Here is a 20,404-nt window from a genome sequence, read left to right as displayed (position 1 = left end):
AACGATAACGCGGTGAGCCTGCCGATTACAGGTGAAACCGCCCTCCCCCCTGCCCCAGCGCAGTAGCCAACGCATCAAACCCCGCCCGCAACAGCTGATCATCCCCCGACGTATTGCAGATACTCGCCCGAATAAACTGCGGCACCGCCGTCTGCCCCACGGCAAACGCCTCGGCGGTGGCGATCAAGTAATTATTCTGCTTGAGCTCCGCCTCGATTTCCGACGCGCGCCAGGGCTCCGGCACTTCAATCCAGAAGTGCGGGCTGTTGAGGTGGGTGCGGTATTGCAGGCCGTTCAACAGGTCTTTCACCAACGCCTTGCGTCGGCTGATCTCATTGATCTGCTGGCGCAGCAGGTATTCCGCCGTGCCGTTTTCGATCCACTGGGTGGCCAGTTCAAGGGTCACCGGGGTGGCCATCCAGCACGTCGAGCGCAGCGCTGCCGAGATACGGCTGACCAACGCCGGCGGCGCATGCACGTACCCCACGCGTAACCCGGCTGACACCGCCTTGCTCAAACTGCTGATCAGAATCGTACGTTCGGGGGCGAAAAAACTCAGGGGTGGCGGGCGATCTTCCACCAGTACGCCGTGGGCTTCGTCCTCCAGGATCAGCAGGTTGTGCTCACGGCAGACCTTGGCCAAGGCTTCCCGGCGCGGGATCGAGAGCACCGCCGTGGTCGGGTTCTGGATGGTCGGCGTACAGTACAGCGCCGACACCCGGTGATTGCGACAGACTTCATCCAGAGCACTCGGCAGCACGCCCTCTTCGTCCATCTCCAGGCCGATCAGCCGCACGCCGAGCATGCGCGCAGCGGTGATCAACCCGGGATAAGTCAGCTGTTCGGTGACCACCGTATCGCCCGCCCGCAACAACGCCATCATGGCGCACAACAAGCCGTGCTGGCCGCCATTGACGCAGATGACCTGCTCCGGAATCGGGTGAAAATCGCGCTGCACCAGCCACTGTGCCCCCGCTTCACGGTAACGCGGCAAACCGGCGTCCGGGGTGTAGGCGCTGATGTCCTGGAGGAACTTGGCGTTGGTCGACAGGGTTTGGAAGCTCTGGGCCAGGAACACCGTTTCCTGCCCCGGGATATGCATGTTGCGGCTCATGTCGAAGTATTGGCGCGGCTCCTCGCTGAAATTGCGAAAGCCTTCGTCGCGCTGGCGCTCCATCCCACGCTTGCGCACGAATGTGCCGTCACCCACCCGCGCCACCACCAACCCCAGGCGTTCCAGCTCGCCGTAGGCCCGGCTGATGGTGCCGATCGTCACACCCAGATTGTCGGAAAGCACCCTATGGGGCGGCAGTTTTCTTCCCGGTTCAATCAAGCCCTCGAGGATGCCCCGTTCCATGACATCGGACAGGCGCTTGTACTTCACGCCCTGCCCGTTGGACAACCCCTCACGCATAATTGACACCATGTCAATATTTGTTTTGACAGCCATCTTTCGCCCTAATAGTGTGCTTTTACGGGTTCAATCGCCGAATTTTACAACTCATTACAAGCTCAATATAGAGTTCAATTCCGGCTCAGGGAAGCAATAAACGATGCCAATGTCCGCCGTTCTCGAAAACACAACAAAAACAAATTCGCGGAAACAGTGGCTGGCAGGCCTCGTGACCAGCGTGATGTTTCTCATCGTGTGCCTGAGCTGGGGCACCACCTGGCTGGGCATCAAGATCGCCGTCGAGAGCGTGCCACCCCTGACGTCCGCAGGCTTGCGCTTTCTCATCGCCTTCCCACTGTTCCTGTGTTTTGCCCTGGTGCGCCGCGAGCCGATCCTGTTTCCCCGTGAGAGCCGCTGGTTCTTCGTGTTCGTGACCCTGTCCTACTTCAGCGTTCCCTATTACCTGCTCAACTACGGCGAAATGCATGTCTCGTCCGGCCTCACCGCCCTACTGTTCAGCTGCATGCCGGTGTTCATCCTGATTTTCTCGGCGCTGTTCCTGCGCGAGCGCATCTACTTCTCCCAGGTCGTCGGCATCGGCATCGGTTTCGGCAGCCTCTACATGATCATCAAGAGCCAGGGCCTGCACCTGGACCACGCCGAGTTCTTCGGGGTACTGGCGATCCTGACCGCCGCGATCATGCATGCGCTGTGCTACGTCATCACCAAGCAGAAAGGCAGCGCCATCAGCGTGATCACCTACAACACCCTGCCCATCGGCATCGCCGGGCTGATGCTGTTCGTGGCCGGCCTGTGGTTCGAAACCCCGGCCTTCGATGCCATCACCCTGCGCTCCTGGAGTGCATTGTTCTACCTGGGGCTGGTGGCGTCGGTCGGCGGGTTCATCGTGTACTTCATGCTGCTCAAGCGCCTGAGCCCGATCATCCTGTCGTTCGTGTTCATCATCTTCCCGGTGTTCGCGGTGATCATCGGCGCCTGGTACGAAGGCGTGGCGATTTCCCGCGACCTGATGCTGTACTCGGCCATCCTGCTGGCCGGCTTTGCGATCACCAAGTTGCCGATTGAAAAGCTCCTGGCCAAGAAACCTTGACCCCCTCACCACCACGCGAGAGAAACATGGACGTCCTCCGCCCAAAAGCCCTTGAACAGATCTACGCCCACGCCAACCGCAGCTACCCCGAGGAGTGCTGCGGCTTCATTTTCGCCGACGGCAGCGTGTACCTGGGCAGCAATATCCAGAATGAGCTTCACCGCAAGAACCCTGAGATGTACCCGCGCAGCGCGGCCAACGGTTACACGTTTTCGGTGGCCGACACCCTGCTGATGAACAAGGCGTTTCGCAGCGACAACCCGGTGGTGGTGATCTACCACTCGCACCCGGATGTCGGCGCCTATTTCAGCGATGAAGACCAGGACAAGGCCCTGTTCATGGGCGAACCGATCTACCCCGTCAGCTATCTGGTGGTGGACGTTCGCCAGGGCCAGGCCCTGGGCTCAAAGCTGTTTGCCTGGGACGGCACGCATTTCGCCGTCAACCCTTTCAACGACCTGCACACGGAGTTGTCCATGAACGCTGTCTCTTTCCCCGACATTCTGGTTCGCGTGGCCAAGCTGCCGGAATCGACCCTCGAGGGCACCGGATCGACATTGCGCGAAGTCATTGAAAACCTCTGCAGCAGTCACCCTCAGTTACGCCCGCACCTGTTCCACGAGAAGAACAACCAGCTCAAGGAACACTTCCTGTTCACCGCCGAGGAAGAGTTGATCGGCGCCGACGACACACTGCCGGAAAAAGCCCGGATCGAAGTGTTGCTCGCCACCTCGGGCGGCATGGACGTTGACGGTTTGAGCAACGAAGAGATACAGCGCTATGTACGCCACATCACCCTGCCCGGCGTCGGCCGCGAAGGTCAGCTGAACCTCAAGAAAGCCAAGGTCTTGATCATCGGCACCGGCGGCCTGGGCTCGCCCATCAGCCTGTACCTGGCGGCAGCGGGCGTCGGCACCCTGGGCCTGGTGGACTTCGACGTGGTGGAAAGCAGCAACCTGCAACGCCAGATCGTCCATGGCAACAGCACCCTGGGCCTGCCCAAGGTCGAGTCCGCCAAGCAGCGCCTGCAGGACCTCAACCGCCATATCCAGATCAACGCCCACAACACCGCCCTGGATGCCGACAACGCCCTGGCGCTGGTCGGCGCCTACGACCTGGTGATCGACGGCACCGATAATTTCGATACCCGCTATCTCGTCAACGACGCCTGCGTACAGCTCGGCAAACCCTTGGTGTACGGCGCCATCTACCGCTTCGACGGGCAGATCAGCGTGCTCAACTACAAAGGCGGGCCCTGCTATCGCTGCCTGTTTCCCTCGGCACCTCCCGCCGAACTGGCGCCCAATTGCAGCGCCGGTGGCGTGATCGGCGTGCTGCCCGGCGTGGTTGGGATGATCCAGGCCACCGAGGCGATCAAGTTGCTGATCGGCATCGGCGAGCCGTTGTCAGGCCGCCTGATGCGTTTCGATGCATTGGCGATGAAGTTCAGCGAAATCCGCTTCAAGCGCCGCGCCGACTGCCCTTGCTGCTCGGAGCTGCGCCACGCCGAACCGCTCACACCGTCGGTGTGCGCCGACGCCGTGCCACCCCAACCGTCCCTGGCCGAAGAACGCTACATCCAGCCCCGCGTGCTCAAGCAACTGCTCGAACACCCGCGCAGCGCCGACGTGCTGGTGGATGTACGCGACGCCAGCGAACTGGAGGTGTGCAAACTGCCAGGGGTGCTGCACATCCCGCTGGCTGAACTGGATGGGCAACTCGACAGCCTCAGCCGCGACAACACCCACTACCTGATCTGCTACGCCGGAACCCGCGCCGAGCAAGCCGCAAGCACCTTGCTGGCGGCCGGCTTCGCCAACACCAAGGTCTTGCAGGGCGGCATGAAACACTGGGTGCGCGACGTCGAACCCGACATGCCGTTGTACTGACCCGGGGGCTGAGCAATGTTGCATAACTCCATTCTCGACGTGATCGGCCACACGCCGATCGTGCGCCTGGCGCAGTTTTCCGAAGACCTCGGTATCGAGGTCTACGCCAAGCTCGAATCCCTCAACCCGGGCGGCAGCCACAAGGCACGCATCGCCCTGGGCATGATCCTCGACGCCGAGCGCCGCGGCGTGCTGATCCGCGATTCGGGGCAGACCATCATCGAACCCAGCGGCGGCAACACCGGCATCGGCCTGGTGATGGCCGGCAACGTGCTGGGCTACAAAGTGGTGCTGGTGATTCCCGACAACTACAGCCCCGAAAAACAGAAACTGCTGCGCCTGTACGGGGCCAAGGTGGTGCTGTCGGACAGCCGCCTGGGCAACAACTCCCACGGCGAAAAATGCATGGAGCTGCAGCTGGAAAACCCCAGCTACGTGATGCTCAACCAGCAGCGCAACGGCGCCAACCCCCAGACCCACCGCGACACCACCGCGCCGGAGATCCTCCGTGCATTCGGCGAACAGCGCGTGGACTACTTCGTCAGCGGCATCGGCACCGGGGGCCATATCACCGGCATCGGCGAAACCCTCAAGGCGGCCTGGCCGGCGTTGCGCGTCATGGGTGTGGAGCCAGAGGAATGCGACCTACTGAAAAACAGGCACGCACCGCACCACATCCAGGGCCTGTCGATCGGCCTGATCCCGAGCATTCTCAATGTGGATGTGCTGGACGGCATGCTCAAGGTGTCGCGCCAGGCGTGCATCGACATGATGAAACGCATCATGCGCACCGACGCCATCAGCCTGGGGTTGTCTTCGGCCGCCAACATGGTGGCCATCGCCCAGCTGGCGCCCGAACTGCCACCCGAAACGGTGGTGCTGACCATGGTCTACGACAATGCCGACAGTTACCTGCCCAGTTTCGAATAACCGGTTTTCCCACCATTCAGAATGCGGGGGTGCCTCCATGGGGGGCTTTATCGACATGCAACAGCTGCACGATGAGTTGCTCACCCACCTCATCAAAACCCTGACGCCGGCGCAGATGAAGCAGCTGGAACCGCACCTGGCCCCGCTGATCCAGAACGCCGCCCAGGCCGTGGCCGAGGACCTGATCGCCTACGCCTACCGCGATCCGGCTTCGCGTGGGCGTGGCGAGTTGATCCTGGAATCCTATGCCTCGTTCAAGGCCGTGCTGTTCTACCGCCTGGCACACCTGGTGTGGAGCTTCCCCGACCAGACCAACGGCGTGTATTCGCGCATTGCCCTCAAGCTGAGCAACCAGGGCAAGGTGCTTTCTGGCGCCGAAATCCACCCGGCAGCCCGTATCGGCCGACGCTTCGTGCTGGACCACGGCTATGGCACGGTCATCGGCGAAACCTGCGAGATCGGCAACGACTGCTACATCCTCTGCGGCGTCACCCTCGGCGCGCGCGGCATTGCCAACAACCCGGATGGCAAGCGCCACCCGCGCCTGGGCAATAACGTCGAGGTCGGTTCCGGCGCACGTGTGCTGGGCTATGTGCTGATTGGCGACAACGTGTTCATCAGCCCGTCCTGCGTGATCACCCAGGACGTGCCGGCCGGCACCAAGGTGAAAGTGGTCAACCAGATCCAGCTGCAAAAGAATGATGAGTCGGACCACAGCAACTACCTGGGGGCCTTTGCCCTGGATGAGCGCCTGCACGTGGTGGGCGAGGTCAACGCCAGCCATAAAGTCACGGTGCTGGACGCCGACTTCCACCCCTTGCCGGGGTTGATGCTCGAACCCACGGTGAAAGAGCGCCATCACCTGCAATTTCGCCTGCGCCGCCTCGAAATCGGCAACCACCTGCCGCGCCTGCCATTGAACCTGAAGGTCTGCGGTCCGGAATTCGAAATCACCCTGCTCTCCCCCCCTGGCTTGAGCGCAATGGTGCGTCACCTGCTGCAAGCCAGCCCACTGATTGTCGGAGGTTGAACATGTCCGTGCACACCATGGAGACCCTGGCGCTGTTCGACAGCGCGCCTTACCAGAACACCTTCAGCGCCCGGGTGATTGCCGTCGGCGAACAGGGCATTGCCCTTGAACACACGCTGTTCTACCCCACAGGTGGTGGCCAGCCCGGAGACACTGGCTACTTCACCCTGGCGGATGGCGCGCGGGTCGAGGTGGTGGGAACGGTCCGCGACCCGGTAATGCGCTCGATCATCTGGCATCAGGTGGAGCACTGCCCGGAGCAATTGACCGTAGGCACACAGGTGGACGCCGGCCTGGCCTGGGAGCGGCGCTACCAGCACATGAAGATGCACACCTGCCTGCACCTGTTGTGCTCACTGATCGATGCGCCGGTGACCGGTTGCAGTATCAGTGCCGACAAAGGCCGCCTGGATTTCGACCTGCCAGAAATGACACTCGACAAAGACAGCCTCACCCACGACCTGAATGTCCTGATCCAGCAGGCTCACGCCGTCAACACCCTGTCGATGCCTGCCACGGAATACGCCACCCTGCTGCAGATCACACGCACCCAGGCGGTGGCGCCACCGGTGATCCAGGGGGCAGTGCGGGTGATCGAAATTGCCGGGATCGATATCCAGCCGTGCGGCGGCACCCACGTGGCCAACACCGAGGAAATCGGCCGGGTGTTTTGCGAAAAGATCGAGAAGAAGAGCAAGCACAATCGCCGGGTGATTCTGCGCTTTGAGTGAGCGGCCGAAGCTATCGAAGGCCAGTGCGGGCGTTGTCCCACACTAGCCGATTCGATACCGAGCTTTAGTTTTTTTTCTCGCTGACTTGCTGGGTCAGAGCCTGGAACTTCTGTTCAAACGTTGACAGCGTCTTCTCAAAGTACGCCTCCATCTGATTAATCTGAGCTTCGAGTTCCTCGTTCGCTTGCTTGAGACGATCAACCTTGCCGGGAGCAGGCGCTGTTGAGTTATCAGCTGGCGCGGATTCTTTACGTTGCTCGGGGGCGGCTGTATCAGGTGCTGCATTATTCGGCGGGGTGGAATCGGTGGTGCCTGGCTGCACAGCAGGTGTCTCCTGTCGAGGAACGCCTTTACTCAGAAGTTGAGTCAAATTGTCCAGTTTCGTCGTCAGCGTTTTCATCGCGGCTTCAAATCGCTCAAGTAATGTTTTGAGCGCAGTGTGGAGCTGTGTGATTTCAGCCTCCAATTTATCAAGCCCCTGAGGCGGGCTTTGCTCTGCCGTCTCAGTACCCCGGGTTTGGGTATTGGGTGTGGCAGGCGTTTCGGGCGGCGCAGGTTGGCCATCAGCGCGAGGGTTCTCTGGCTTGGTATCCGGCGCACTGGGGGCGTGTTCAGGCGTTTTAGCACCGGCAGTGAGCTGCTGAGTCAGGCCTTCTATTTTCGTATTGAGTTCAATAATTTTCGCATTGTACTTTGTGATCAACGCCTCGTACTTGGCGACAAGGTTTTGATTTTTCTGCGTCAGTTCTGCCAACTCGCCCTTGGACTCGGCGCCCTGAGGCTGCTGATTGACGATGTTGTTGTGCCTGGAAAACTGACCACGTTGCTCTGCCCCTACTGGAGGGCGAGGCGGCTTGGATTCGGTCGTGGTATTGGCCGAGTTGGCGCTTGCGCCAGCGGGGTCACTGGAAGAAGGGGATTGAGACGTTGGCGGCATTTCGTAGCGGTATTGGGGAGCATACTGTTGATTATTGATACTGCTCATAAAGCACCTCTCAGTTTCGCGGTTGTCCCGCGTGTAGGGTTTGTCAGACGATTTGATTAACAAGCCATCCAACGACCTGATTGGCACTTAGTAGGAAACCAGTTCCCTGAGGGAGAGAAATCTACGTGGGTATTTGTTTCAGGGTGAAAAAACCGTCGACGCCAAAGCCACGTTTCGTACAGGAAACTGACAGGAAATTTATGCGCTTGTAACATTCAGAAACGTACAATCCCGCCTGTGGCCATCCTCCCCTGATGCGCTGCAAACCGACCATGGAAAAGAGCGCCCGCCCATTCCCGGTGGGTCTTTCGAACAGAAGCTAAGCTCACCCCCATCGCACCTCTTTAGAACCTGAACGCTGCAGGAATGACTGCCTATGAACAAAGTGTTCCGCCACTACATCCCGGCGTCCACATTGCGCTTGCTGCCCAACCGTTGGGATTTGGTCGCCCTGCCGCTGGTAATCGGCTTCCTCCTGTTTTTCTCCATCACCGCCCGTGAAACCTGGGCGCCTATCACCACCCTGCAAAGCGAAGTCATTTCCCTCGACCCGGCCAACCTGCCGGAATACGCGATGCGCACCACCCTGCGCATGCTCGCGGCAATGGTCGCAGCGTTGGTGTTCACCTTTTTGTACGGCACCCTGGCCGCCAAAAGCCGGCGCGCCGAGAAACTGCTGGTGCCGGTGCTCGACATCCTGCAATCGGTGCCGGTGCTGGGGTACATCTCGTTCACGGTGACGTTCTTCCTGCTGCTGTTTCCCGGGCGCGTGCTGGGGGCCGAGTTCGCGGCGATCTTCGCGATCTTTACCAGCCAGGCCTGGAACATGACGTTCAGCTTCTACCAGTCCCTGCGCATGCTGCCCCATGACCTGGTGGAGGTTTCCACCAACTTGAGGCTCTCCGGCTGGCAGAAGTTCTGGAAGCTCGACGTGCCGTTCGCCATGCCGGGGCTGGTGTGGAACATGATGATGAGCATGTCCGGCGGCTGGTTTTTCGTGGTGGCCTCCGAAGCCATCACCGTGGGCGACAAGACCATCACCCTGCCCGGCGTGGGTTCGTACCTGGCCCTGGCCATTGCCCAGAAAGACCTGCACGCGGTGGGCTACGTGATCCTGGCGATGATCGCGGTGATCCTGATCTACGACCAGTTCCTGTTCCGCCCACTGGTGGCCTGGGCCGACAAATTCCGCATGGAAACCACCGCGTCCCAAGGCGACGCACCGCAATCCTGGGTGCTGAACCTGATTCAACGCACACGCATCGTGCAGCGCATCCTGCGCCCCATGACCCGTGCCATCAGCCGCATCGGCAACAAGCGCTTCAGCCTGGCCGGCGGTGCATTCAAGGCGCTGCCGGTTGAAACGCCCGCGGCGTCAAAAGTGATCGATTGGGTGTGGGGCACGCTGATTGCCCTGATGGCCGCCTATGCGCTGTATCACATCGTGATGTACGTCGGCACCGAAGTGGGCCTGGCCGAAGTGGGCCACGTGCTGGTGCTGGGCCTGATTACGCTGCTGCGGGTGGCCGGGCTGATCCTGATCGCCTCGCTGATCTGGGTGCCCATGGGCGTGATGATCGGCCTGCGCCCCAAGTTGGCAGAGAAGATCCAGCCACTGGCGCAGTTCCTCGCGGCGTTCCCGGCGAACCTGCTGTTCCCGGTGTTCGTCATCGTGATCCTGCACTACCACCTCAACCCGGATATCTGGCTGAGCCCGCTGATCGTGTTGGGCACCCAGTGGTACATCCTGTTCAACGTGATTGCCGGCGCCACCGCGTTCCCCAACGACTTCAAGGAAGCCGCCGCCAACTTCCGCATTCGCGGCTGGCTGTGGTGGCGCAAGGTGATGCTGCCGGGGATTTTCCCCTACTACGTCACTGGCGCCATCACCGCCTCGGGCGGTGCGTGGAACGCCAGCATCGTGTCCGAGTACGTGTCCTGGGGTCAGGACAATGTGGTCGCCCATGGGCTGGGCGCCTACATCGCACAAACCACTGCGGCCGGCGACTTCCCGAAGATCGCCCTGGGCGTGGTGGTGATGTCGATCTTTGTGGTGGCGTTCAACCGCGCGGTCTGGCGACCGATGTATGCCATCGCTGAAAACAAACTTCGCTTGAATTGACGGGATGCGTCGTGATGACTACCTCTACTGAACACACCGTCGACACCCCGGAAATCTACTCGCTGAAAAACGTGAACCGGGTGTTCGGCAAAGGCAAGGATGAGCTGCAAGTCCTCAGCGGCGTGGACCTGAGCCTGCACGAGGGCGAGATCGTCGGCATGCTCGGCCGTTCCGGCTCTGGCAAGTCGACCTTGCTGCGCATCATCGCCGGCCTGATCCAGCCGTCGTCGGGCGAAGTCCGCTACCAGGGCGCCCCGCTCAACGGCCCGGCCGAAGGCGTGGCCATGGTGTTCCAGACCTTTGCCCTGTTCCCCTGGCTGACCGTGCTGGAAAACGTGGAAGCCGGCCTGCAAGCCTTGCAGGTCGAGCGCAAGGAAACCCGGCGCCGCGCCCTGGCGGCCATCGACCTGATTGGCCTGGACGGCTTCGAAAACGCCTACCCGCGCGAATTGTCCGGTGGCATGCGCCAGCGCGTGGGCTTTGCCCGGGGCCTGGTGGTCAACCCAACCTTGCTGCTGATGGACGAACCCTTCTCGGCCCTCGACGTGCTCACCGCCGAAACCCTGCGCACCGACCTGCTGGACCTGTGGAGCGGCAAGCAGCTGCCGATCAAGTCGATCCTGATCGTGACCCACAACATCGAAGAAGCAGTGTTGATGTGCGACCGCATCCTGGTGCTGTCCTCCAACCCTGGCCGTGTGGTGGCCGAGATCAAAGTGCCGTTTGCCCACCCGCGCAATCGCCTGGACCCGACGTTCCGGCAGATGGTCGACGACATCTACGCACTGATGACCGACCGCCGAAGTGCCGATGCCAGCGCCGGCAAACCGGAACTGAAAATGGGCAGCTTGCTGCCGGAAGTGTCCACCAACCTGATGGCCGGCCTGATCGAAACCCTGGCCGCTGAGCCCTACAACGGCCATGCCGGCTTGCCCACCGTGGCCGAACGGCGCCTGCTGGAAGTCGACGACCTGTTCCCGGTGGCGGAGATGCTGGAGCACCTGGGCTTTGCTGAACTCAAAGGCGCCGACATCACCCTCACCGACGCCGGCAAGCTGTTCGCCGACTACGGCACCCAGGAACGCAAGACCCTGTTCGCCGAGCATTTGATCCAGCATGTGCCGTTAGCCGCGCGTATTCATCAGGTGTTGCTAGAGCGCAGCGGGCACCGTGCGCCACGGGTGCGTTTCGAGCAGGAACTGGAAGACTCGATGACCGAAGCCTTCGTGGAGAAAACCCTGGAAAGCGTGGTGGCCTGGGGGCGGTATGCGGAGATCTTCTCCTATGACGACCATACCGAAACCTTCAGCCTGGAAGATGTTGAAGGCAGTATGTAATCGCCTTGAGCAACACAGAACAAAATGTGGGAGCTGGCTTGCCTGCGATAGCAATAGTGAATCCACTACCGCCATCGCAGGCAAGCCAGCTCCCACACAAGCCCAGTTCCACAGTGGATCAGTGGTGTTTGTCAGATCACGAACAGGTCCATGAACCGGTTCACCGGCGTGGCTTCAAGCCGCGCCTGGTCCTTGCACAACGCAAAAATCTCCCCGCTGCGCTGTGCGGTAAACCGCGTGGCCAGGTTGGCCTTGAACTTGTCTTCCAGCAACGGAATGCCGTCCACCCGGCGACGGCGATGCCCGATCGGGTACTCCACCGCCACTTGCCCGGTGCTGGACCCATCCTTGAAAAATACCTGCACGGCGTTGGCAATCGAGCGTTTGTCCGCCTCCAGGTACTCCCGGCTGTAGCGTGGGTCTTCGACGATCACCATCTTGTCGCGCAGTTCATCGATGATCGGGTGGGCGGCGTGGAAGTCATCTTCGTACTGCTCGGCCACCAGGTTGCCGAACGCCAGCGGCACGGCCGTCATGTATTGCAGGCAATGGTCGCGGTCAGCGGCATTGGCCAACGGGCCTACCTTGGAAATGATGCGGATCGCCGACTCGTGGGTGGTGATCACGATGCGTTCGATTTCATGCAACCGGTTTTTCACCAACGGGTGCAACGTCACCGCCGCTTCGCAGGCTGTTTGCGCGTGGAACTCGGCTGGGAAGCTGATCTTGAACAGCACGTTTTCCATCACGTAGCTGCCGTAAGGCTGGGGCAGGCTGAACCCACGCTTGCCTTCGGGCTTGAGCGCAAGGTCCTTGTTGGTGTGGCTGAACAACACGTCGTAGAAGCCCCATTGCGGCGCGCTCAAGACACCGGGAATGCCCATCTCACCGCGCAGGGCGATATCTGCCAGGCGCACGCCACGGCTCGACGCGTCCCCCGCCGCCCAGGATTTGCGTGAGCCGGCATTCGGTGCATGGCGGTAGGTGCGCAACGCCTGCCCATCGACAAACGCGTGGGACAAGGCCGCCAGCAGTTGCTCGCGGTTGGCACCCATCAGCTTGGCGGTGACGGCGGTGGAGGCGACTTTCACCAGCAGTACATGGTCGAGGCCGACACGGTTGAAGGAATTCTCTAAGGCAATCACGCCCTGGATTTCGTGGGCCATGATCATGGCTTCCAGCACCGCGCGCACCGTCAACGGAGCGTCGCCATTGGCCACGCGCTGTTGCGACAGATGATCCGCCACGGCGAGGATGCCGCCGAGGTTGTCCGAAGGGTGGCCCCATTCGGCAGCGAGCCAGGTGTCGTTGTAGTCGAGCCAGCGCACGATGCAACCGATGTCCCACGCGGCCTTTACCGGGTCCAGGCGGAACGAGGTGCCCGGCACGCGAGCGCCAAACGGCACCACCGTGCCCTCGACGATCGGTCCCAGGTGCTTGGTGCACTCGGGGAAGCGCAGGGCGAGCAGGCCGCAACCGAGGGTGTCCATCAGGCAGTTGCGGGCGGTGTCCAGTGCCTCACGGGAATCGATCCGGTAATTGAGGACGTAATCGGCAATGTCCTGCAGGACCGGGTCGTAGTCCGGGCGGTTGTTCTGGTCGACGTTGGCGCTCATGGCAGTACTCCAAAAATGGGGTGGGGTCAGTCCTCGGGCTCACGGTTGTAAGAAGCAGATCTTGGCTGTCCGCCTTGGAATGAGAGACCCTGTGGGAGCGGGCTTGCTCGCGAAAGCGGCAGGTCAGCCAATACATTCGGTGACTGACAAACCGCATTCGCGAGCAAGCCCGCTCCCACATTGGGTCGGCGCAGGTCGTTAGAAAACGTCGCCGGGCACGCGCACGAAGCCTTCCATCAGCACGCGGGCACTGCGGCTCATGATGGCTTTCTTCACCACCCACTCACCGTCCACTTGGCTAGCCTCGGCGCCGACACGCAACGTGCCGGACGGGTGCCCAAAACGCACAGCATTGCGCTCCACACCACCCGCCGCCAGGTTCACCAGGGTGCCGGAAATCGCCGCCGCCGTGCCAATCGCCACCGCCGCCGTGCCCATCATCGCGTGGTGGAGCTTGCCCATGGACAACGCGCGTACCAGCAGGTCGACATCCCCCGCCTTGATCGCCTTGCCACTGGACGCCACGTAGTCCAAAGGTTTCGCTACAAAGGCCACTTTCGGCGTGTGTTGGCGTTGCGCGGCTTCGTCCAGGTGCTTGATCAGGCCCATGCGCAGTGCGCCATAAGCTCGTACGGTTTCGAACATCGCCAGGGCCTTGGGGTCGCTGTTGATCGCGCCCTGCAGCTCGGTGCCGGTGTAGCCGAGGTCTTCGGCGTTGATGAAGATGGTCGGGATGCCCGCGTTGATCAGCGTGGCCTTGAAGGTGCCCACACCGGGCACTTCGAGGTCGTCCACCAGGTTGCCGGTGGGGAACATCGAACCACCGCCGCCCTCTTCTTCCGCCGCCGGGTCCATGAACTCCAGCTGCACTTCAGCGGCCGGGAAGGTCACGCCATCCAGTTCGAAATCGCCGGTTTCCTGCACCGCACCGTCAGTGATCGGCACGTGGGCAATAATGGTCTTGCCGATATTGGCCTGCCACACGCGCACCACCGCCACGCCGTTGTGGGGTACGCGAGCAGGGTCGACCAGGCCGGCGCTGATGGCGAACGAACCGACCGCCGCCGACAGGTTGCCGCAGTTGCCGCTCCAGTCCACGAACGGCTTGTCGATGGAGACCTGGCCGAACAGGTAATCCACGTCGTGGTCGGCGCGGTTACTCTTGGCCAGGATCACCGTCTTGCTGGTGCTGGAGGTGGCGCCGCCCATGCCGTCGATCTGCTTGTCGTAGGGGTCGGGGCTGCCGATCACCCGCAACAGCAAGGCGTCACGGGCAGCCCCCGGCACCTGCGCCGACTCAGGCAGGTCCGTGAGGCTGAAGAACACGCCCTTGCTGGTGCCGCCACGCATGTAGGTGGCGGGGATCTTGATTTGCGCTACGTGTGCCATGGTGTCCTCTCAGGCCGTTGCCGCCGATTCCAGGAAGTCCTGGGCAAAACGTTGCAACACGCCGCCCGCCTCGTAGATCGACACTTCTTCGGCGGTGTCCAGGCGGCAAGTCACCGGCACTTCGACACGTTCGCCATTCTTGCGGTTGATCACCAGGGTCAGCTGCGCACGCGGGGTGCGCGCGCCGACCACGTCATAGGTTTCGCTGCCGTCGATCTTCAAGGTGTGGCGGTCGGTGCCCGACAGGAACTCCAGCGGCAACACGCCCATGCCCACCAGGTTGGTGCGGTGGATGCGCTCGAAACCTTCGGCGGCAATCGCTTCCACACCGGCCAGGCGCACGCCCTTGGCCGCCCAGTCGCGAGACGAACCCTGGCCGTAGTCGGCGCCGGCAATGATGATCAGCGGCTGCTTGCGCTCCATGTAGGTTTCAATGGCTTCCCACATCCGCGTCACTTGGCCCTCAGGCTCGATACGCGCCAGGGAGCCCTGCTTGACCTTGCCGTTTTCCTGCACCATTTCGTTGAACAGTTTCGGGTTGGCAAAGGTGGCGCGCTGCGCGGTCAGGTGATCGCCGCGGTGGGTGGCGTAGGAGTTGAAGTCGACTTCCGGCAGGCCCATTTTCGCCAGGTACTCGCCGGCGGCGCTGTCGAGCATGATCGCGTTGGACGGCGACAGGTGGTCGGTGGTGATGTTGTCCGGCAGCACCGCCAGCGGGCGCATGCCCTTGAGCGGCCGCGCACCGGCCAGTGCGCCTTCCCAGTACGGCGGGCGGCGGATGTAGGTGCTTTGCGGGCGCCAGTCATACAGCGGCGCGACTTTGGGGCCGGTGTCTTCGTGGATGGCAAACATCGGGATGTAGACCTTGCGGAACTGCTCCGGCTTGACCGACGCCTTGACCACCGCGTCGATCTCTTCGTCGCTCGGCCAGATGTCCTGCAGGCGGATTTCCTTGCCGTTGGCGTCCAGGCCCAGCACGTCTTTTTCGATGTCGAAACGGATGGTGCCGGCAATCGCGTAGGCCACTACCAGCGGCGGCGACGCCAGGAAGGCCTGCTTGGCATACGGGTGGATACGCCCGTCGAAGTTGCGGTTGCCGGACAGCACGGCGGTGGCGTAAAGGTCGCGATCGATGATTTCCTGCTGGATCACCGGGTCGAGCGCACCAGACATCCCATTACAGGTGGTGCAGGCAAACGCCACCACGCCGAAGCCGAGTTTTTCCAGTTCGTGGCCCAGGCCCGCTTCTTCGAGGTACATGGCCACGGTTTTCGAACCCGGGGCCAGGGACGATTTGACCCAAGGCTTGCGGGTCAACCCGAGCTTGTTGGCATTGCGCGCCAACAGGCCTGCGGCGATCACGTTGCGCGGATTGCTGGTGTTGGTGCAGCTGGTGATGGCCGCGATGATCACCGCGCCGTCAGGCATCTGGCCGGGCACTTCGTCCCACTGGCCGCTGATGCCCTTGGAGGCCAGGTCGCTGGTGGCGACGCGGGCGTGCGGGTTGCTCGGGCCTGCCATGTTGCGCACGACGCTGGACAGGTCGAAGGTGAGGCCTCGCTCGTATCGCGCACCTTTGAGGTCATCGGCCCACAGGCCGGTGTGGCGGGCGTATTGCTCCACCAGGGTGACTTGTTCGTCTTCGCGACCGGTGAGTTTCAGGTAGGCGATGGTCTGCTGGTCGATATAGAACATCGCCGCCGTGGCGCCGTATTCCGGAGCCATGTTGGAGATGGTTGCGCGGTCGCCCAAGGTGAGTGCCGAGGCACCTTCACCGAAAAATTCCAGCCAGGCGCCGACCACTTTCTGCTTGCGCAGGAACTCGGTCAGCGCCAGCACCATGTCGGTGGCGGTGATGCCCGGCAGCAGCTTGCCGGTGAGTTCCACGCCAACGCTTTCCGGCAGGCGCATCCATGAAGCGCGGCCGAGCATCACGCTCTCGGCCTCAAGGCCACCGACACCGATGGCGATCACGCCCAGCGCGTCGACGTGCGGGGTATGGCTGTCGGTGCCGACACAGGTGTCCGGGAAGGCCACGCCGTCGCGCACCTGGATCACCGGCGACATTTTCTCCAGGTTGATCTGGTGCATGATGCCGTTGCCCGGCGGGATCACGTCGACGTTCTTGAAGGCCTTTTTGGTCCACTCGATAAAGTGAAAACGGTCTTCGTTGCGGCGGTCTTCGATGGCGCGGTTTTTCTCGAACGCGTCCGGGTCGAAACCACCGGCTTCAACAGCCAGGGAGTGGTCGACGATCAGCTGAGTCGGCACCACCGGGTTGACCTGCGCCGGGTCACCACCTTGTTGGGCGATGGCATCGCGCAGGCCGGCAAGGTCCACCAGGGCGGTCTGGCCGAGGATGTCGTGGCACACCACGCGCGCCGGGAACCATGGGAAGTCGAGGTCGCGCTTGCGCTCGATCAGTTGGCTCAGGGACGCGTTGAGGGTGGCCGGGTCGCAGCGACGCACCAGGTTTTCGGCGAGCACGCGGGAGGTGTAGGGCAAGGTGGCGTAGGCACCGGGGGTGATGGCCTCGACCGCCGCACGGGCGTCGAAGAAATCCAGGCGGCTGCCGGGGAGCGGTTTGCGAAATTCAGTGTTCATCGTCAGGACTCGGTCACGGTGATTGCAAAAGGAGCCGACTGATTTCGAACTGGAATGCGATCAAACTGTGGGAGCGGGCTTGCTCGCGAAAGCGGTGCAGCAGTCGCCAGATGTGTTGAATGACGCACCGCATTCGCGAGCAAGCCCGCTCCCACATTTTGATTCGGTTACCACTTCAAACCTGTCGACCTCCCCACTCAGCGACGTTCGATTGGCACGAACTTGCGCTGTTCTACGCCGGTGTATTCGGCGCTTGGACGGATGATGCGGTTGTTCGCGCGCTGCTCGAACACGTGCGCGGCCCAGCCGGTCAGGCGCGAGCACACGAAGATCGGCGTGAACAGCTTGGTCGGGATGCCCATGAAGTGGTACGCCGAGGCATGGTAGAAGTCGGCGTTGGGGAACAACTTCTTCTGTTCCCACATGGTCTTGTCGATGGCTTCGGAGACCGGGAACAGCACCGTGTCACCCACCTCGTCAGCGAGTTTTTTCGACCAGCCCTTGATCACTTCATTGCGCGGGTCGCTGTCTTTGTAGATCGCGTGGCCAAAGCCCATGATCTTGTCTTTGCGCGCCAGCATGCCGAGGGTGCCTTCGACGGCCTCTTCAGCCGAACCGAAACGCTCGATCATCTCCATCGCCGCTTCGTTGGCACCGCCGTGCAGCGGGCCGCGCAGGGAGCCGATGGCGGCGGTCACGCAGGAATACAGGTCGGACAGGGTCGACGCACACACGCGGGCGGTGAAGGTGGAGGCGTTGAATTCGTGCTCGGCGTAGAGGATCAGCGACACGTTCATTACCTTCACGTGCAGCTCGCTTGGTTTCTTGCCGTGCAGCAGGTGCAGGAAATGGCCGCCAATGCTGGGCTCGTCGGTCACGCAGTCGATGCGCTTGCCGTCGTGGCTGAAGCGGTACCAGTAGCACATGATCGCCGGGAAGGCGGCGAGCAGGCGGTCGGTGACATCGCGCTGCACGCTGAAGTCTTTCTCGGGCTCGATATTGCCCAGGAACGAGCAACCGGTGCGCATCACGTCCATCGGGTGGGCGTCGGCAGGGATGCGTTCCAGCACTTCCTTCAGCGCTTGGGGCAGGTCGCGCAGTTTGCTCAACTTGGCGCTGTAGGCGGCCAATTCGGCCTGGGTCGGCAGTTCGCCGTACAAGAGCAGGTAGGCGACTTCTTCAAATTGCGCATCGGCGGCCAGTTCGCGCACGTCGTAGCCGCGATAGGTCAAACCGGCACCGGCCTGGCCCACGGTGGACAGTGCGGTCTGCCCGGCCACCTGGCCACGCAGGCCAGCGCCACTCAGTACTTTTGCTTCAGCCATGGTTCTTCTCCAATTTTGAATTTATTAGGGAGCATGTGGGAGCGGCTTTGTGTGGGAGCGGGCTTGCTCGCGAAGACGGAGTGTCAGTCACAAATACTTAAACTGAACCACCGCATTCGCGAGCAAGCCCGCTCCCACACAAGCCGGTTCCCACAAAGTCATTTCTTGGCGGCAAACAACGCGTCGAGCTTCTGCTCGAAGGTGTGGTAGTCGATGCGATCGTAAAGCTCCATGCGGGTCTGCATGGTGTCGATCACGTTCTGTTGGGTGCCATCGCGACGGATCGCGGTGTAGACATTCTCGGCCGCCTTGTTCATGGCACGGAACGCCGAGAGCGGGTACAGCACGATGGAAACATCGGCAGATTTCAACTGTTCGGTGGTGTACAGCGGCGTCGCGCCGAACTCGGTGATGTTGGCCAGGATCGGCGCTTTCACACGGGAGGCGAACAGCTTGTACATCTCCAGTTCAGTAATGGCTTCCGGGAAAACCATGTCGGCACCGGCCTCGATGCAGGCGGCGGCACGTTCCAGGGCCGACTCCAGGCCTTCGACCGCCAGGGCGTCGGTGCGGGCCATGATCACAAAGCTGTCATCGGTGCGCGCATCCACGGCGGCCTTGATGCGGTCGACCATTTCTTGCTGGGACACGATTTCTTTATTAGGGCGGTGGCCGCAACGCTTGGCGCCTACCTGGTCTTCGATATGGATGGCGGCCGCGCCGAACTTGATCATCGACTTGACGGTGCGTGCCACGTTGAAGGCCGAGGAACCGAAACCGGTGTCCACGTCCACCAGCAGCGGCAGGTCGCACACATCGGTGATGCGGCGTACATCGGTCAGCACGTCATCCAGGCCGGTGATGCCAAGGTCCGGCACACCGAGGGAACCCGCCGCCACTCCGCCACCCGACAGGTAGATCGCCTTGAACCCTGCGCGCTTGGCCAGCAGCGCGTGGTTGGCGTTGATGGCGCCGACCACTTGCAGCGGGTGCTCGCTGGCGACAGCGTCACGGAAACGCTGGCCGGGTGTGCTTTTATTGTTCGAACTCATGACTCACCTCTTTCAGGGGCGCCGCCGGGGAAATGACGGGCAATGTTGCGTTTGGACGCGCCGATATGACGGCGCATCAGCAGTTCGGCCAGTTCACCGTCGCGATCGGCGATCGCGTCCAGAATGCGGTGGTGCTCGGCAAAGGCTTGACGTGGACGATTGGGGGTGGCGGAGAACTGGATGCGGTACATGCGCACCAACTGGTACAGCTCGCCGCAGAGCATTTGGGTGAGGGTGCGGTTACCCGCGCCCTGGATGATCCTGTAATGGAAGTCGAAATCGCCTTCCTGCTGGTAATAACCGAGGCCGGCCTGGAACGCTTCGTCGCGCTCATGGGTGTGCAATACCTGGCGCAGCTCTTCGATTTCGGCGTCGGTCATGCGCTCGGCCGCCAGGCGACAGGCCATGCCTTCGAGGGATTCGCGAATTTCGTAAAGTTCGATCAGTTCGGCATGGCTGAGTGACACCACCCGTGCGCCCACGTGGGGCACGCGCACCAGCAGGCGCTGGCCTTCAAGGCGGTGGATCGCCTCGCGCAACGGGCCACGGCTGATGCCGTAGGTGCGCGCCAGTTCCGGCTCGGAGATCTTGCTGCCGGGGGCGATCTCGCCTTTGACGATGGCGGCCTGGATACGGCGGAAGACGTTCTCGGACATGGTCTGGGATTCGTCTGTCGTCGCCACCAAGGCTTCCGATTGATCCAGCATATTGTCGACACCTTCAAAAGCAATGCCGCAAAAACTAGCCAATAAGCGGTTACGAGTCAAAGAATAAATCAACATTGTCGACAATCGTCTAATAACCCCTTCTGCACTTTATCGGGGCATGGCCGCCTGCCAGCGCTGGCGCCAAAAAAGCATCATGTTAGAATGCCCGCCGCTTTTGCCTGA

Annotated in this window: 15 protein-coding genes; 7 read left to right on the top strand and 8 right to left on the bottom strand. The window is 61.8% G+C overall.

What is annotated here, in order from left to right:
• Nucleotides 1-25: 25 nt before the first annotated feature.
• Nucleotides 26-1,450: a PLP-dependent aminotransferase family protein gene (locus HX803_RS26265; RefSeq protein WP_178924719.1), complete on the bottom strand. Its 1,425-nt coding sequence runs from the start codon at nucleotides 1,448-1,450 to the stop codon at nucleotides 26-28.
• 160 nt (nucleotides 1,451-1,610) lie between these two features.
• Here HX803_RS26265 and HX803_RS26260 point away from each other — a divergent pair, with 160 nt between their 5' ends.
• Genes HX803_RS26260 through HX803_RS26240 form a run of 5 tightly spaced genes read left to right on the top strand, consistent with a single transcriptional unit; the run spans nucleotide 1,611 to nucleotide 7,084 of the window.
• Nucleotides 1,611-2,504, top strand: a complete 894-nt coding sequence (locus HX803_RS26260) for a DMT family transporter (RefSeq protein WP_178924725.1) — start codon at nucleotides 1,611-1,613, stop codon at nucleotides 2,502-2,504.
• A 26-nt stretch (nucleotides 2,505-2,530) separates the two neighbouring features.
• Nucleotides 2,531-4,393, top strand: a complete 1,863-nt coding sequence (moeB, locus tag HX803_RS26255; RefSeq protein WP_178924717.1) for a molybdopterin-synthase adenylyltransferase MoeB — start codon at nucleotides 2,531-2,533, stop codon at nucleotides 4,391-4,393.
• Between the two features lie 15 nt (nucleotides 4,394-4,408).
• The gene (locus HX803_RS26250) at nucleotides 4,409-5,323 is read left to right on the top strand and encodes a PLP-dependent cysteine synthase family protein (RefSeq protein WP_178924714.1); all 915 of its coding nucleotides are present in this window, start codon (nucleotides 4,409-4,411) and stop codon (nucleotides 5,321-5,323) included.
• Between the two features lie 37 nt (nucleotides 5,324-5,360).
• Nucleotides 5,361-6,353 carry a serine O-acetyltransferase gene (locus tag HX803_RS26245; protein ID WP_178924712.1) on the top strand — a complete coding sequence of 331 codons (993 nt, stop codon included), beginning with the start codon at nucleotides 5,361-5,363 and terminating at the stop codon, nucleotides 6,351-6,353.
• Between the two features lie 2 nt (nucleotides 6,354-6,355).
• Nucleotides 6,356-7,084 carry an alanyl-tRNA editing protein gene (locus tag HX803_RS26240; RefSeq protein ID WP_178924710.1) on the top strand — a complete coding sequence of 243 codons (729 nt, stop codon included), beginning with the start codon at nucleotides 6,356-6,358 and terminating at the stop codon, nucleotides 7,082-7,084.
• Nucleotides 7,085-7,148: 64 nt separating this feature from the next.
• On the opposite strand, the gene HX803_RS26235 is transcribed toward HX803_RS26240, so the two are convergent.
• Complete coding sequence (locus HX803_RS26235) at nucleotides 7,149-8,069, bottom strand: hypothetical protein (RefSeq protein ID WP_178924708.1); 921 nt, start codon at nucleotides 8,067-8,069, stop codon at nucleotides 7,149-7,151.
• A gap of 376 nt (nucleotides 8,070-8,445) precedes the next feature.
• Here HX803_RS26235 and HX803_RS26230 point away from each other — a divergent pair, with 376 nt between their 5' ends.
• Nucleotides 8,446-10,191 (top strand): ABC transporter permease subunit, encoded by a 1,746-nt coding sequence (locus HX803_RS26230; RefSeq protein WP_178924706.1) that lies wholly within the window; start codon nucleotides 8,446-8,448, stop codon nucleotides 10,189-10,191.
• 14 nt (nucleotides 10,192-10,205) lie between these two features.
• Nucleotides 10,206-11,528 carry an AAA-associated domain-containing protein gene (locus HX803_RS26225; protein ID WP_176996348.1) on the top strand — a complete coding sequence of 441 codons (1,323 nt, stop codon included), beginning with the start codon at nucleotides 10,206-10,208 and terminating at the stop codon, nucleotides 11,526-11,528.
• Between the two features lie 131 nt (nucleotides 11,529-11,659).
• On the opposite strand, the gene prpD is transcribed toward HX803_RS26225, so the two are convergent.
• From prpD to HX803_RS26195, 6 genes are all read right to left on the bottom strand, one after another.
• Nucleotides 11,660-13,144 carry a 2-methylcitrate dehydratase gene (gene prpD / locus HX803_RS26220; RefSeq protein WP_178924704.1) on the bottom strand — a complete coding sequence of 495 codons (1,485 nt, stop codon included), beginning with the start codon at nucleotides 13,142-13,144 and terminating at the stop codon, nucleotides 11,660-11,662.
• A gap of 198 nt (nucleotides 13,145-13,342) precedes the next feature.
• Nucleotides 13,343-14,533, bottom strand: coding sequence for a 2-methylaconitate cis-trans isomerase PrpF (prpF, locus tag HX803_RS26215; protein WP_178924702.1), 1,191 nt, complete (start codon nucleotides 14,531-14,533; stop codon nucleotides 13,343-13,345).
• A 9-nt stretch (nucleotides 14,534-14,542) separates the two neighbouring features.
• Nucleotides 14,543-17,137 (bottom strand): Fe/S-dependent 2-methylisocitrate dehydratase AcnD, encoded by a 2,595-nt coding sequence (acnD, locus tag HX803_RS26210; RefSeq protein WP_178924700.1) that lies wholly within the window; start codon nucleotides 17,135-17,137, stop codon nucleotides 14,543-14,545.
• 197 nt (nucleotides 17,138-17,334) lie between these two features.
• Nucleotides 17,335-18,462: a 2-methylcitrate synthase gene (prpC, locus tag HX803_RS26205; protein WP_178924698.1), complete on the bottom strand. Its 1,128-nt coding sequence runs from the start codon at nucleotides 18,460-18,462 to the stop codon at nucleotides 17,335-17,337.
• Between the two features lie 158 nt (nucleotides 18,463-18,620).
• Nucleotides 18,621-19,514, bottom strand: coding sequence for a methylisocitrate lyase (gene prpB, locus HX803_RS26200; protein ID WP_025854214.1), 894 nt, complete (start codon nucleotides 19,512-19,514; stop codon nucleotides 18,621-18,623).
• Nucleotides 19,511-20,221 carry a GntR family transcriptional regulator gene (locus HX803_RS26195; protein ID WP_176996354.1) on the bottom strand — a complete coding sequence of 237 codons (711 nt, stop codon included), beginning with the start codon at nucleotides 20,219-20,221 and terminating at the stop codon, nucleotides 19,511-19,513. The genes prpB and HX803_RS26195 overlap by 4 nt, the downstream gene beginning before the upstream one ends.
• Between the last annotated feature and the right edge of the window lie 183 nt (nucleotides 20,222-20,404).

Source organism: Pseudomonas sp. P7548 (genome assembly GCF_013386585.1).
Taxonomy (GTDB): Bacteria; Pseudomonadota; Gammaproteobacteria; order Pseudomonadales; family Pseudomonadaceae; genus Aquipseudomonas.
The sequence above is the reverse complement of the archived record's forward strand: the minus strand, read 5'-3'. Positions and strand labels throughout refer to the sequence as shown.